Annotated in this window: 9 protein-coding genes; all 9 read left to right on the top strand. The window is 39.0% G+C overall.

All coding sequences use genetic code 11. From position 1 onward, the window contains the following. Window positions 1-11: 11 nt before the first annotated feature. The 9 genes from BACPLE_RS06790 to BACPLE_RS06750 all read left to right on the top strand — a co-directional run bounded on the left by BACPLE_RS06790 (window position 12) and on the right by BACPLE_RS06750 (window position 15,302). A complete protein-coding gene (locus BACPLE_RS06790; RefSeq protein WP_007560171.1) occupies window positions 12-1,250 on the top strand; it encodes an MFS transporter in 1,239 nt (412 codons plus the stop codon). A 19-nt stretch (window positions 1,251-1,269) separates the two neighbouring features. Continuing rightward, window positions 1,270-1,716 carry a YhcH/YjgK/YiaL family protein gene (locus tag BACPLE_RS06785; RefSeq protein WP_007560170.1) on the top strand — a complete coding sequence of 149 codons (447 nt, stop codon included), beginning with the start codon at window positions 1,270-1,272 and terminating at the stop codon, window positions 1,714-1,716. A gap of 15 nt (window positions 1,717-1,731) precedes the next feature. Continuing rightward, window positions 1,732-3,354, top strand: a complete 1,623-nt coding sequence (locus tag BACPLE_RS06780; protein WP_040312564.1) for a sialidase family protein — start codon at window positions 1,732-1,734, stop codon at window positions 3,352-3,354. Window positions 3,355-3,696: 342 nt separating this feature from the next. After that, window positions 3,697-7,062 (top strand): SusC/RagA family TonB-linked outer membrane protein, encoded by a 3,366-nt coding sequence (locus BACPLE_RS06775; protein WP_007560168.1) that lies wholly within the window; start codon window positions 3,697-3,699, stop codon window positions 7,060-7,062. 13 nt (window positions 7,063-7,075) lie between these two features. After that, window positions 7,076-8,629, top strand: a complete 1,554-nt coding sequence (gene nanU, locus BACPLE_RS06770; protein ID WP_007560167.1) for a SusD family outer membrane lipoprotein NanU — start codon at window positions 7,076-7,078, stop codon at window positions 8,627-8,629. Between the two features lie 73 nt (window positions 8,630-8,702). After that, on the top strand, window positions 8,703-10,715 hold the full coding sequence (locus BACPLE_RS06765) for a family 20 glycosylhydrolase (protein ID WP_007560166.1): 2,013 nt from the start codon (window positions 8,703-8,705) through the stop codon (window positions 10,713-10,715). 27 nt (window positions 10,716-10,742) lie between these two features. Next, entirely contained in the window at window positions 10,743-11,405 is a 663-nt protein-coding gene (locus BACPLE_RS06760) for a GDSL-type esterase/lipase family protein (protein ID WP_007560164.1), read from the top strand. A gap of 1 nt (window position 11,406) precedes the next feature. Next, entirely contained in the window at window positions 11,407-13,482 is a 2,076-nt protein-coding gene (locus tag BACPLE_RS06755; protein WP_007560163.1) for a GDSL-type esterase/lipase family protein, read from the top strand. Between the two features lie 299 nt (window positions 13,483-13,781). Beyond that, a complete protein-coding gene (locus BACPLE_RS06750) occupies window positions 13,782-15,302 on the top strand; it encodes a THUMP domain-containing class I SAM-dependent RNA methyltransferase (RefSeq protein WP_007560162.1) in 1,521 nt (506 codons plus the stop codon). Window positions 15,303-15,311 lie beyond the last annotated feature (9 nt).

Here is a 15,311-nt window from a genome sequence, read left to right as displayed (position 1 = left end):
AACCATAATATATGAAAAACTCAAAAATTTATCCGTGGATTGTTGTAGGCCTACTATGGGGGGTGGCATTGCTTAACTATATGGACCGACAAATGCTTAGCACCATGAAAGATGCGATGCAGGTCGATATTGTAGAACTGCAATCAGCTACCAATTTCGGCTATCTGATGGCAATCTTTCTCTGGATTTACGCACTAATGAGTCCCGTATCGGGTGTCATAGCCGACCGTATGAGCCGCAAATGGCTGATTGTTGGAAGTTTGTTCGTATGGTCTTCCGTAACCTATCTGATGGGAATAGCCGAAACTTTCAACCAAATTGTCTTTCTGCGTGCTTTAATGGGAGTGAGCGAAGCACTCTACATTCCCGCCGGACTTTCCTTGATTGCAGACTACCACACCGGAAAATCTCGCTCTTTAGCCGTAGGTATCCACATGACCGGTTTGTACACAGGACAAGCTATCGGAGGATTCGGAGCAACTGTAGCCGATGCTTTTTCCTGGCACACCACTTTCCATTGGTTCGGTATCATCGGAATTGCCTATGCCGTAATTCTGATGTTATTTTTACATGACAAAAAAACAGAGATTCTTCCTACAGAAAAACTGCAAGCCAATCCACAAAAAGAGAAAGATAGCGTCTTTACCAGTCTGAAATCCTTGCTAACCAACGTAGCTTTCTGGGTAATCTTACTCTACTTTGCAGCCCCAAGTCTCCCCGGATGGGCTACCAAAAACTGGCTCCCGACCTTGTTTGCCGAAAACCTTGATTTACCCATGTCACAAGCCGGACCTATCTCTACTATAACTATCGCCGTATCTTCGTTTATCGGAGTCCTTATTGGCGGTCCTTTATCGGATAAATGGGTACAGAAAAATCTACGTGGACGCGTATATACCGGAGCTATCGGTTTGGGACTGACCATTCCGTCACTACTTCTATTAGGATTCGGACATAATCTGGTAGCAGTAGTAGGTGCCGGACTGCTGTTTGGTATCGGCTATGGAATTTTTGATACTAATAACATGCCTATCCTCTGTCAGTTTGTATCTCACAAACAACGGGCTACTGCCTATGGAGTGATGAATATGATTGGTGTATCTGCCGGTGCTTTCATTACTCACCTTTTAGGACGATGGGGTGATAGCGGCAATTTAGGAGCCGGTTTTGCCATGCTAGCCATCGTGGTGGCTATTGCTCTTGGCGTACAGTTGTATTTCTTACGTCCTAAAACTGACAATATGGAATAACTAAAAACTTTTATATATTATGATTGTTTCCAATTTACAAAATAGTAGCAGAATCGAACCGCTACATCCTTTATTTAAACAATTGTTCGATTACGTAAAGAGTCACGACTTACTGCATACACCATGTGGAAGAATAGAACTGGATGGAGATAACCTGTTTATCAACAACGTAAATCCCACATGCGTGAAAGAAGCTGAGCAGGTTTTGGAAGTACATCGTGACTACATTGATATACATATCCTCCTAGAAGGGAAAGAACGTATCGGTTGGAAAGCCATTGAAGATGTAAACCAACTGAAACAAGCATATCAGGAAGAAGGTGATTGCGCACTCTATTCAGATGTACCCACCACCTTTGTTGATTTACTTCCCGGACAATTTGCTATCGTATATCCGGAAGATCCACATGCACCTGTAATCGGAGAAGGGAAAATAAGAAAACTAATAGCAAAAATAAAAATCTAAACCAGCAACTGCATTATGAAAAAACTATTATCCTTATGTATCGGAATGCTTTCCATCGGTCTGCACGCTGCTGATACCGTCTTTGTTAAAACTCCACAAGTACCGATATTAATAGAAAGACATGATAATGTCTTGGCTTATCTGCGTCTCGATGCCAAAGAAACAAAGACCCTTGACAATGTCACTATCTCGTTCGACAAGAACGTACCTTTGTCACAAATCAAAGCTATTAAATTGTATTATGGAGGAACAGAAGCCCCACAAGACAGAGGGAAAAAACGCTTTGCTCCCGTAGAATACATTTCCAGCAACAATCCGGGACAAACCCTTTCGGCTAATCCGTCCTATTCTATAAAAAAAGCAGAAGCAACACCTAAGAGCAATACTCTAACACTCGAAGGAAAACAAAACCTCTTTCCTGGATATAATTTCTTCTGGATTAGCATAGAAATGCAGCCTACCGCTTCACTACATACAAAAATCTGTGCAGAAGTAACTCAAGTAAAAGGTGACGGAAAAATTATACCTACAAAAAGTACAACTGAACAAAAAGTCGTACAAAGAATGGCAGTAGGAGTTCGCCATGCAGGTGATGACGGTTCAGCCGCTTTCCGTATTCCCGGACTGGTTACTACAAACAAAGGCACTTTGTTGGGAGTATACGATGTACGTTACAACAGCAGTGTAGATTTACAAGAACATATCGACATAGGTCTCAGCCGCAGTACAGATGGAGGAAAAACATGGGAGAAAATGCGCTTGCCTCTATCGTTCAAAGAATACGGTGGACTTCCTTCAGCTCAGAATGGTGTAGGTGACCCTTCTATCTTAGTAGACACCAAAACTAACACTGTATGGATTGTAGCAGCATGGACGCACGGAATGGGTAACCAGAGAGCATGGTGGAGTTCACATCAGGGAATGGACTTGAACCATACCGCTCAATTGGTACTTGCCAAAAGTACAGATGATGGAAAGACCTGGTCAGAACCAATCAATATCACAGAACAGGTGAAGCTTCCGGAATGGTATTTTTTATTGCAAGGACCGGGACGAGGCATCACAATGGAAGATGGTACATTGGTATTCCCCATTCAGTTTATCGACAAAACCCGAATCCCCAATGCGGGTATCATGTATAGCAAAGACCGTGGAGAAACATGGACCATACACCACCATGCACGTACAAACACTACGGAAGCACAAGTAGCAGAAGTTGAACCTGGCACTTTAATGCTGAACATGAGAGACAACCGAGGAGGAAGCCGCGCAGTATATACTACCAAAGATTTAGGTAAAACTTGGAAAGAACACGAATCATCTCGTACTGCCTTAATAGAACCCGTATGTATGGCTAGTCTGATTAGTGTAAAAGCGAAAGACAATGTATTGGGTAAAGATCTTTTAATTTTCTCCAACCCCAATTCAACAAATGCCCGCAAAGACATGACAATTAAAATCAGCATGGATGGAGGAAATACCTGGAGTCCGGAACATCAGCTTCTGTTAGATGAAGGATACAATTGGGGATATTCCTGCCTGACAATGATAGATAAAGAAACTATCGGTATACTATATGAAAGCAGTGTAGCTCACATGACTTTCCAAAGCATCAAGCTAAGAGACATTATAAAATAATTTATTATATAAAGATTTCAATAAAAGAAGGGATATCATAATTGATATCCCTTCTTTTATGGCTGAATATCAGCATATATAAATAATATTTTTATCATTATACGTATAATCAGAACCATAATAAAAGAAATTCAGCTTTATAAACTATCGGCAGAAACAGAAATACAATACAAATAAAATCGACATTTCATAAAATATTTTATCAAATAATTGTGATATCAAATTTTTATTTCTATATTTGTCGCATGCAAATAGACGTATTAATAAAATTCATTTTAAAAAGGCCTTAAGTTAACTGAAGAATCATCAATCGCAAACTTTAACCTTATATATGCATGAATTATGAATAGAAAAATGAAGTCAGTCGGTATGTGGCTGTTACTAGGCAGTTTATCTACGGGTATGGCATATGCGGACTTATCAAAAAACGAATCTGAAATTGACATTGTACAACAATCTGGTATATGTCAAGGTATTGTGAAAGACGCAACAGGTGAATCTGTCATTGGAGCTTCTGTAATAGTAAAAGGAACTACAAATGGAACAATTACAGACATTGACGGAAACTTCTCTCTATCAAACGTAAAGAAAGGAGATGTTATTGAAATTTCTTTCGTAGGATATATTACACAAACCATAAAATGGGATGGTACTCCGATTAACATCATTCTGAAAGAAGATACCCAAACATTGGAAGAAGTTGTCGTAACCGGATATGGTGGTTCACAGAAACGAGCTGCATTGACTACGGCCATTTCAAAAATGGATGATCAAGTTCTGAAAAATGCTGCTATGAGTAACGCAGGACAGGCTTTACAAGGTTCTGTAACAGGTTTGCGAGTTATCAATACAACAGGACAGCCTGGAGCTGAACCTGATATCACTCTTCGTGGTGGAGCAACAATTACCGGTGGTAATAGTAAAGCATTGATTGTTGTTGATGGTATTATTCGCGAAAGCATGAGTGACATCAACCCTTCAGATATTGAATCTATACAAGTATTGAAAGATGCCGCTTCTACTGCTATCTATGGTGCACGTGCCAACGGAGGTGTTATCCTTGTAGAAACAAAAAGCGGAAAAGCAGGTAAAGCTTCAGTAAACTATAAATTTAAACTGGGTGTAAACTTTGCACGTTACGGATATGATTTCTGTAATGCCCACGATTATCTTTACTATAACCGTCTGGGTTATAAACGTTATACAAACAACGTACCGGGAGCAGCAAGCGTAGATACTCAAACTGGATATGGTACACAAAATGACCTTATCGACGTAAAATATCTAACCGATGAAAATTCTCATCTAAGAAATGAAGGTTGGTTAGTTATGGATGATCCATACTATGAAGGTAAACAGCTTCTTTATAAGGATTATAGTGGTCAGTTGGATGATGCAGTTTTTGCTAATACAGCTTTGACACAAGATCATTATGTAAATATTACCGGAGGAAATGATAAAGGTACTTACATGGCCAGCATGGGATATTACAATGAAGATGGTCAGATTAAGGGAACTGGATACAAACGCTTCAACGGATCTGTAAGCGGTACCTACAAGATTTTCCCATTCTTAAATGTGAAAGCCGGTGCTACCTACACATGGTCACAGCAACCATCGTTATGGATTGGTTCTTATGAATTATTCTATCGTACACGCTCACAACGTCCGACATGGAATCCATACAACGAAGATGGTTCGCCTGCATCAGGTTGGGGAACAGGTGATGGTAATCCTGAATATTATCGAGACAAACTGACTAGTGAAGATGGTACACGTAAAGCGACATATAACTTTGGTTTCGATCTGGATATTATTCCTAAAAAGCTGACATTCAGCGGAAACTCATCGCTTTACCATTATGATTATCAATATGAAACATTCAATAAATCATATCAAACTCAAACCTCATCAACACCCAATAATACACGTGATGCTAGTGCAAAGATAGAACGCTATACTCAGATTCAGGTCAATGGAACATTGAATTATAAGGATACATTCAAAGACAAGCACAATTTGGATGTAATGGTAGGAAGTGAATACTTCGGCTATAATGAGTTTATGATGGAAGCTAAAACTCAGAACTCTCCAACAGACGATATTCCAACTCTGAATGCTGGAGCTACACGTACATCTACCACTTCTGAAAAAACAGGTTATCGAATCGCATCAGTATTCGGCCGTATCAACTATAACTATCAAATGAAATACCTGCTTTCATTAGTAGCTCGTTACGACGGTATTTCTCGATTGAAAGACAACCGTTGGGGTTTCTTCCCTGGAGTTTCTGTGGGATGGAATGTCACAGAAGAAGATTTCTGGAAAGAATCTAAAATTTCAGAAGTAATCAGTAACATCAAACCACGTTTAAGTTATGGAGTAAACGGTAACGTAAATGGTATCGGAAACTTTGATATTTACGGAATTTATAAACAGATTGGAGCAGGTAACTATGATGGTGCAACTGCATACTATAACTCTTCATTAATAAATACAGGACTAAGATGGGAACAGAGCCGTTCATTTGAAGCCGGTTTGGACTTAGGATTCTTCAACAATCGGTTAAGCTTCATCTTCGACTATTACAACAGAACAACAGATGATTTGCTAACCGATGTGAATCTGCCTGCATATACTGGTTTCTCAAGCATGAAAACCAACTTGGGAAAATTGCGTAACTCAGGATTTGAAATGGAGGTAAGAGCTAATATTCTGTCTAATGCCAAAGGTTTTAACTGGGAAGTTTCTGCTAACTTAACCTCAGTGTCAAACAAGGTTTTAAAATTACCTACAAGTGACAAACCATTTAACCAGATTGATGGTTATGAAGTGGCAGCTGGACTCTACAACCCTGAAACAGGAGAGACTCCGACCAAATGGATTGGCGGCTATAGAGAAGGTGGAAAACTCGGTGATATGGTAGGTTATGTACAGAATCATATCTTTAGAGATTGGAATGATGTAAAAGCTAACGCCAACATGGTCATTGACGAAGTTGCCAACTTGTATGGACCAGGTATGGCCAATGAAATAAACCCACAGACAGGTGTAACTTATGCTGAATCAAACGGATGGAAACCCATAGAACCAGGAGATGTATGCTGGGAAGACATCAATAAGGATGGAAAGATTAACAGCCTTGACCGTGCTGTAGTTGGTAATATATTCCCTAAAGTAACAGGTGGATTCTCAACGACCTTATCTTACAAGAACTGGTCATTGTACGCACGTTTCGACTATGCCGTAGGACACACTATTTACAACGACTTAAAGGCCCGTTCTTTAGGACAGTATCAAGGACAGTTTAATATCATAGATAAAGTGCATGACACATGGAGTGAAACGAATCCTGATACGGATCTTCCAGTCTTCACTTATGCTGACCAGTTGAACAAGAAAAACATTACTCGTTCTAACAATGGTACTACAGCTGTCGATAATAATAGTTCACGTTTCTATGAAAAAGGAGATTATCTGGCACTAAGAGAGATTACCCTCAGTTACTCTTTGCCAAAGAAATGGATTGGTAAAGCAGGTATGCAAGATGCATCTGTATATGTAACAGGACAAAATCTATTCTATATTACTGGATATGACGGTGTATCGCCTGAACCAGCCGTATCTACAGTTTACGGACGAGGTATTGATAATGGCCGTTATCCAACTCCTAGAACCTTATTGTTTGGCTTATCTGTAACATTCTGAAAAAACAACAATTATGAAAAAAATATTCAACTATATTATAGCCGGATGTCTGGCAACATCTTTTACTGGTTGCTTGGACATGGAACCTGTTAGTAGTATTACTGATGTAAACTATTGGAAAGATGCGGCTCAATTTGAGGCATTTAATGTGGGACTTCACGGTCTGCTCCGCGAAAGATCTTATACTATTTTCGAATTGGGAGAACCTCGCGCTGATATTTACAATTCCAATCCATTCACTGGAGAAGCTACTCAAGGAGTGGAGAGAATGATTGACAACACTTTAAATGCAGCCAACCCTGTGATTAGCAATTATGGAGATTTCTATGTATTAATTAATCAATTAAACTTGATGATTAGTCATACTGAGTCTACAGATTTACTAGATGCAAGTACTAAAAACTATTACCTAGGAGAAGCTTATGGTTTAAGAGCTTATGTATATTTCCATTTGCTACGTTCATGGGGTGATGTAGTACTCCAGTTAGATTATACTAATGGTAACTCCATTGATATAGGTAATCCTAGCAAAGCCGCTTCATCTGCAGCTGATGTAATGACCCAAATTAAAAAAGATATCCAAAGTTCAGAAGATGCCTTTGGTGATGACTATTCTTTCAAATACGGCAAATGCTATTGGTCAAAAGCAGCCACAATGATGCTGAAAGGAGAAGTTTACTTATGGAGCGGAAAACAAATGAATGGCGGAGAAAGTGATTACACTACAGCTAAGAATGCGTTAATGGCAGTAAAAACAGCTGGTGTAGGATTGTTGAACGACTTTAAAAAAGTATTTGCATACGATAATAAAGAAAATGACGAAATCATTTTCGCTATACATAACGGAAGAAACGAATACAGCCTCTGGAATGACCAATATCGTATGAATATGGTAATGAACCAGCAATTCTTCTCTTCTTACTGTGACGAAAATGGAACTCCATTATCTAATAGTGAAATTGCAGATATTAACGGACTTATACGTTACCAGATTGAACAAGATCTATACACTCAACTGTACCGTGAAGGAGACAGCAGAAAAGCAAATTCTTTAAAAGGAATTTATAGCAAAGAAAATGAGCAAATTACATTCAAAGCGCCCATCGCTTATAAATTCCAGGGAGTATTATTGGATGGTGACGCAACTAGAAGCTGGCTAGATGACTATCCAATCTACCGATATGCAGACTGCCTGCTTGCATTAGCAACTGCCAAAGCCTTCTTAGGAGAAGATATTTCTGCAGAAATCAATGAAGTGCGTGAACGTGCCTATGGGACAGAATATTTTAACGAACATAGAAACGAAATAGCATACCCCAATGACAAAGATGCTTCCTTCTATGCCAATAACAGATTTGTAGGCAGTGATGACAATCCTATTGAAACTATTCTGAAAGAGAGAATGAGAGAATTCTTATTTGAAGGAAAACGCTGGTATGATATCCGCCTTATGGGAGATGATTATGCAACCAAATATTCTGATGCAAATTCTTCACGCTTGCTATGGCCTATTGACGAAAATACTTTAGGAGAAAATAGTGCACTAAAACAAACACCAGGATATTAAATCTTGAATAATAAGTTTAATTCCAAGAGGATATTCCTGAAAGGGAATATCCTCTTCTTCTATATATACCACCATGAAACGCTGCTTACTTACGATTCTCATTTTGCAACTATTTTTGTTCCCTTGCAAAGGAAACAATTTCTACCCTCTTCTACCCTATCCACAAAAAATAACTTTTACCGGAAAACAATTAGTATTAGATCAAATACATCTTGAAACAACAGAAAGTAATATATCAAAAGAATGGGAAGACTGGCTACAAGGCAACAAGGCATCCTCAACCTCTGTACAAACCGATAAGATCATTAAAATTAGCATTATAGATAACCTACCTGAAATTCCTATTAATTCAAATGAAGGTTATAAACTAAAAATTACAGAAAAACAAATCTATGTCACAGCGACCTCTTCTACAGGAGTATACAGAGCTTTGCAAACTATACAGCAATTGACTTGCAAAAGTAATGAATATCATTTTCTTCCTACCTGTGAGGTTATTGACTGGCCTGCTTTTCGCATCAGGGGATTTATGCATGATGTAGGACGTACTTATATTTCCATGGAAGAACTAAAAAAAGAAATTGATTTACTCAGTAAATTCAAAATCAACGTATTCCATTGGCATCTAACAGAAAATCAAGCTTGGAGACTGGAAAGTAAAATATACCCCGAACTCAATGCTCCTGAAAACATGAGCCGTATGCCTGGAAAGTATTACACCCTACAAGAAGCCAAAGATCTTGTGGCTTTCTGCAAACAGCGACATGTCACATTAATTCCCGAAATTGATATGCCCGGACATAGTGAAGCTTTTGTCAAAACCTTCCGAACTGATATGCAAAGTGAAAAAGGAATGACTATTCTAAAACAACTCATGGATGAGGTGTGTGAAACATTTGATACACCTTATATACATATTGGTACAGACGAAGTACAATTTACAAATCCACAATTCGTACCAGAAATGGTAACCTATATTCGCCAAAAAGGAAAGAAAGTCATTTCATGGAACCCAGGTTGGCAATACCAAGCAGGCGAAATAGACATGACACAGCTATGGAGTTACCGAGGAAAAGCCCAATCAAGTATTCCAGCAATCGACAGCCGCTATCATTACATTAATCATTTTGATATTTTTGCTGATTTGGTAGCTTTATACAATAGCCGTATTTATAATCAAGATATGGGAAACGAAGATATTGCAGGAAGTATTTTGGCTATATGGAACGACCGTTATCTCAGCGATGAAAAACAAATCGTAGCAGAAAACAATCTATATGCCAACATGCTGGCTCTAGCAGAACGAAGCTGGAAAGGAGGAGGATATGGGTATTTTGACGAGCAGACTAACCTTTTATGGAAAAACGACACAGGAATCTATACTCAGTTTGTTGATTTTGAAAATAGAATGCTTTGGCATAAAGAACATACATTCACAAACGAACCTTTTCCCTATGTTAAACAAACTAATGTAGTATGGCGCATCACAGATGCATTCCCTAACGAAGGGGATTTGCCCCGTTCATTTCCACCAGAAAAGGAAGAAAAAGAAAGCTATTTATATAAAGGAAAAACCTATCAAAGCCGCATCATTTATGGAGCCGGAGTATACTTACGCCATGTATGGGGAGATTTAATTCCTGGGTTCTATACTTCTCCAAAGGAAAATCATACAGCTTATGCTACTACTTGGGTATTTTCTCCTTACGAACAACACGTAGGACTATTCTTGGATTTTCAGAACTACAGTCGTTCCGAAAGTGACCTAGCCCCAAAACAAGGAACATGGGACTATAAAAGTAGCCGTGTTTGGCTGAATAATAAAGAACTACTTCCACCTGTTTGGAAGAATACCCATAAAGACCGATCAAATGAAATTCCATTAATGAATGAAAATGCAGCCTCCCGTCTGCCAATACAAGTCACTTTACAAAAAGGATGGAACAAACTCTTCCTCAAGTTACCTGTAGGAAAGTTTAAAATCCCAGAAGTCAGATTGGTAAAATGGATGTTCAATGCTGTCTTTGTATCTCCTGACGGGAAAAAAGAAATAGACAATATTATTTATTCCCCCGATAAAAAATAATTTTAATCTGTTTAATACTATATACCCATGAACAAAATAATATTATTCATCATAGGCTTAGCAGTAAGCCTATCTACTTTCGGACAAACAGAAAGAAAATATTCTACTTATTACTACCAACGAGCTTCATTATTTGAACAACTTCCAACAAGTTCGGATGATATTCTTTTTATCGGAAATAGTATAACCGACGGAGGAGAATGGAGTGAATTATTCCAAAATCCCCATGTCAAAAATAGAGGAATCAGTGGAGATACTACTTGGGGAGTCTATGATAGAATCTCTGTCCTCCTTAAAGGAAAGCCTGCACAAATCTTTCTAATGATTGGAATCAACAACGTTCCTCAAGGAGAATCTCCGAATAATATTGCCTCTGATATACAACAAATCATACAAAAAATAAAAAAAGAGTCACCGTACACAGAAATCTTGATACAAAGTGTATTACCTGTTACCACAAAATACAACATGTTTCAAGAACATACCTCCCATTGGCAAGAAATCCCTGACATTAATCAGGCTATTTTAAATATTTGCCAAAAAGAAAATGTGAAATATATTGATCTTTTCACTCACTTTGTAGATGATAATGGACAAATGAAACCAGAATATACCAATGACGGACTACACCTTTTAGGAAAAGGTTACATGTTATGGAAAGAAATAATTACCCCTTATCTAAAAAAATAAAATGAAACAATCTATCTTAATTTCACTAGTATGGCTGTTTGCCTTTTTGCGGCAACCGATACAAGCTACAGAAACAATAAAAGTCGCTTGTGTAGGAAACAGTATCACATATGGCACCGGCATCACAAACCGTGATGCAGACTCTTATCCTGCACAATTACAGAAGCTACTGGGAAAGAAATATTCTGTGGGTAATTTTGGAAAGCCAGGCGCCACTCTACTAGCACATGGACATCGTCCTTATATTCAACAAGAGGAATATCAAAAAGCTCTTGATTTTTCTGGAGATATTGTAGTCATTCACCTTGGTATCAATGACACAGATCCAAGAAACTGGCCTAACTACAGAGATGAGTTCGTTCATGATTATTTGAAGCTAATAGAGTCTTTTAAAAGAGTCAATCCTCAATGCCGCATTCTATTGGCATACATTACCCCAATAGCTGACCGACATCCTCGTTTTATCTCAGGTACCCAACAATGGCATGAAGAAATTCAAGAAGCAATTAAAGTCGTTGCACAAATAAGTCAGGCAGAGCTCATAGATTTCCATACCCCATTATACCCTTACCCTATTTTATTGCCTGATGCCATTCATCCTAATGAAGAAGGAGCACATATTCTGGCTCAGACAGCATACTCAGCTATCACTGGCGATTATGGAGGGCTTAAACTACCGATGCTCTATACTGATTATATGGTATTACAACGTAATACCCCACTACGTATTCATGGCACAGCTAATACGAAAACTCCTGTCACTGTAAGTATTGACGGACAAAAGAAAAAAACAATTGCTGATAAAAACGGTAAATGGGAAGTAATCTTAGATCCGATAAAGGCTGGAGATAATTATGAACTTTCCATACAAACTCCACAGCAATCACATACTTTTCATCATGTAGCAGCAGGAGAAATATGGCTATGCTCTGGCCAATCTAACATGCAGTTCATGTTGCAACAAACCCAAGATGGCTCTACAGCTGTATCCCAAGCATATAACTCTCAGATTCGTTTATTTCATATGAAAGGGAAATGGGAGACTAATGCTTCAGAATGGCCCACAGATGCTATTGATTCTGTTAATCACTTACTATATTACCAGACTACTTCATGGAAAGAATGTACCCCCAATACTGCTGCAACTTTCTCTGCTGTAGCATACTATTTCGGAAAAATGTTACAAGACAGTTTAAAAGTCCCTGTAGGACTGATCTGCAACGCTGTAGGAGGATCTACCACTGAATCCTGGGTTGATCGTCACTCTTTAGAAAAGTATTTTCCAGCAATACTGAAAGACTGGACAAACAACGACTTTATCCAAGACTGGGCTAGAGAAAGAGCCTTATTAAATTTAAAACAAAGTACAAATACATTCAAACGACACCCGTATGAACCTTGTTATTTATATGAAGCCGGCATACTTCCTCTACAACAATACCCGCTCAAAGGAATAATCTGGTATCAGGGAGAATCAAATGCTCACAATATGGAAGCCCATTATAGATTATTCAAACTTCTAGTTAATGGATGGAGAGACAACTGGAATAACCCTGACATGCCTTTTTATTTTGTACAACTTTCAAGCCTAAACCGTCCCTCATGGACCTGGTTTCGAGATAGCCAACGACGCTTAATGAATGAATTACCCCATACTGGTATGGCTGTCTCCTCCGATAAAGGTGATTCACTGGATGTACACCCTAAAGATAAACGTCCTATTGGAGAGCGTTTAGCTAGATGGGCATTAAATCAAACTTATCATTATTCTTTACTCCCATCCGGTCCTCTTTATAAAAAAGCAATAAGTAAAAATAATGAAGTTATTATAGAATTTGATTATGCAGAAGGGTTACACAGTTCTGACGGAAATCCTCTTACAGGTTTTGAATTAGCAGAACACGAAGGAATGTATTTCCCTGCCCAAGCTATAATTGAAGGGAATAAAATTAAGGTTTATACTAATCAGGTAAAGAACCCCCAATATATACGTTATGGATGGCGGCCTTTTACACGAGCAAACTTAGTCAACAAAGACCAACTTCCTGCATCTTCATTCCGAGATAAAATTCAATAGGTCAACATTACATAGGCTGTTTCAACATAGATATGAAACAGCCTATATTAATTATATCCGATAAAAACGAGTCATATTTCTTTACAAAAAGAAAACATCTCACAATAATAAAACAGAAAAACAAGAATTCTGCAAATTAAAATCTTAATAAGAAAGATACTTATAGTATCTACATATCATAACCTAATTTTCCATTGCAAGATAAGCTCTTTACATAGAAAACCAAATCAAACAGTTGACTAGCAACCTGAAATTTCGTATTTTTGCCCAATCAATTGAAATTACGTAATTTTATCAAGATGAATCAAGAATTCGAGCTTATCGCCAAGACCTTCCAGGGACTGGAAGAAGTTCTGGCACAGGAACTCACGGAATTAGGAGCCAGCAACATTGAAATCGGACGACGTATGGTTTCTTTCACCGGAGACAAAGCCATGATGTATAAGGCTAATTTCTGCCTTCGTACTGCCATCCGTATCTTAAAACCTATCAAACATTTTACTGCGAAGACTGCCGACGAAGTGTATGAGGCCGTAAAGAGTATCGCATGGGAAAACTATCTGGACAACATGAGTAGTTTCTCGGTGGATGCCGTAGTGTTCTCTAATGAATTCCGTCATTCTAAATTCGTGGCATACAAAGTGAAAGATGCGGTAGTCGACTATTTCCGCGAAAAGACAGGCAACCGCCCTTCTATACGTATCAGTAACCCGGATTTGGCTATTCACATCCATATTGCAGAGGAAGAGTGTACACTTGCCTTGGATAGTTCAGGTGAATCACTTCACCGTAGAGGATACCGCCAGGAACAGGTGGAAGCACCGTTGAATGAGGTATTGGCAGCCGGTATGATTTTAATGACAGGCTGGAGAGGTGAATGTGACCTGATAGACCCGATGTGCGGTTCAGGAACTATACCTATCGAAGCTGCTTTAATTGCACGCAATATCGCTCCGGGTGTATTCCGTAAAGAATTCGGATTCGAGAAATGGAAAGACTTTGACCAGGATTTGTTTGACGCCATCTATAACGATGATTCACAGGAACGTGAATTTACTCATAAGATTTATGGATACGACAACAATCCGAAAGCAAACGAAATTGCTCAGCATAACGTGAAAGCTGCAGGAGTAAGCAAGGATGTCATCCTGAAAATCCAACCGTTCCAGCAGTTTGAACAACCTGCCCAGAAAAGTATTATCATCACCAATCCTCCTTACGGAGAGCGTATTTCTTCAGAAGACCTGCTGGGACTTTACCAGATGATTGGTGAACGCTTGAAGCATGCATTCACAGGAAACGACGCCTGGATTCTGAGTTACCGTGACGAATGCTTTGACCAGATTGGACTAAAAGCTTCTATAAAGGTACCATTGTTTAATGGAGCATTGGAATGTCAGTTCCGTAAATACCAGTTGTTTGACGGGAAATACAAGGAATTCCGTTCCGACAACAGTGACAAGGAGTTTAAGCCGAAACGTGAAGAAAGACCGGCACGTCCACGCCGTCAGGGAGAAAAAGTGGAATACGGCCGTAAGGAGCGCAAAGACGGAGGTCGTGGAGAACGGAAAGAAGGTTTCCGCAGCGACCGTAAAGAAGGATTCCGTAAAGATGCTGACCGTAAAGAAACATTCCGCGGACGTAAAGCAGGTGACGGAAAAGAATTTACCCGTGAACGCCGTAAAGAATTCAAATATAAAGAAGATTCGAAACCACGCACTCCGCGTCCTTCTACAGATGACGGACGCCCGAAAGCGGCTCCTGCCCCACGCTACATGCACAGACGCCGCAGCGAGGAAGAAGGTAACTCACAAGATTAAAAACGGACA

This window comes from Phocaeicola plebeius DSM 17135, from assembly GCF_000187895.1.
GTDB lineage: Bacteria > Bacteroidota > Bacteroidia > Bacteroidales > Bacteroidaceae > Phocaeicola > Phocaeicola plebeius.
This window is presented reverse-complemented; position numbering and strand designations above follow the sequence as displayed.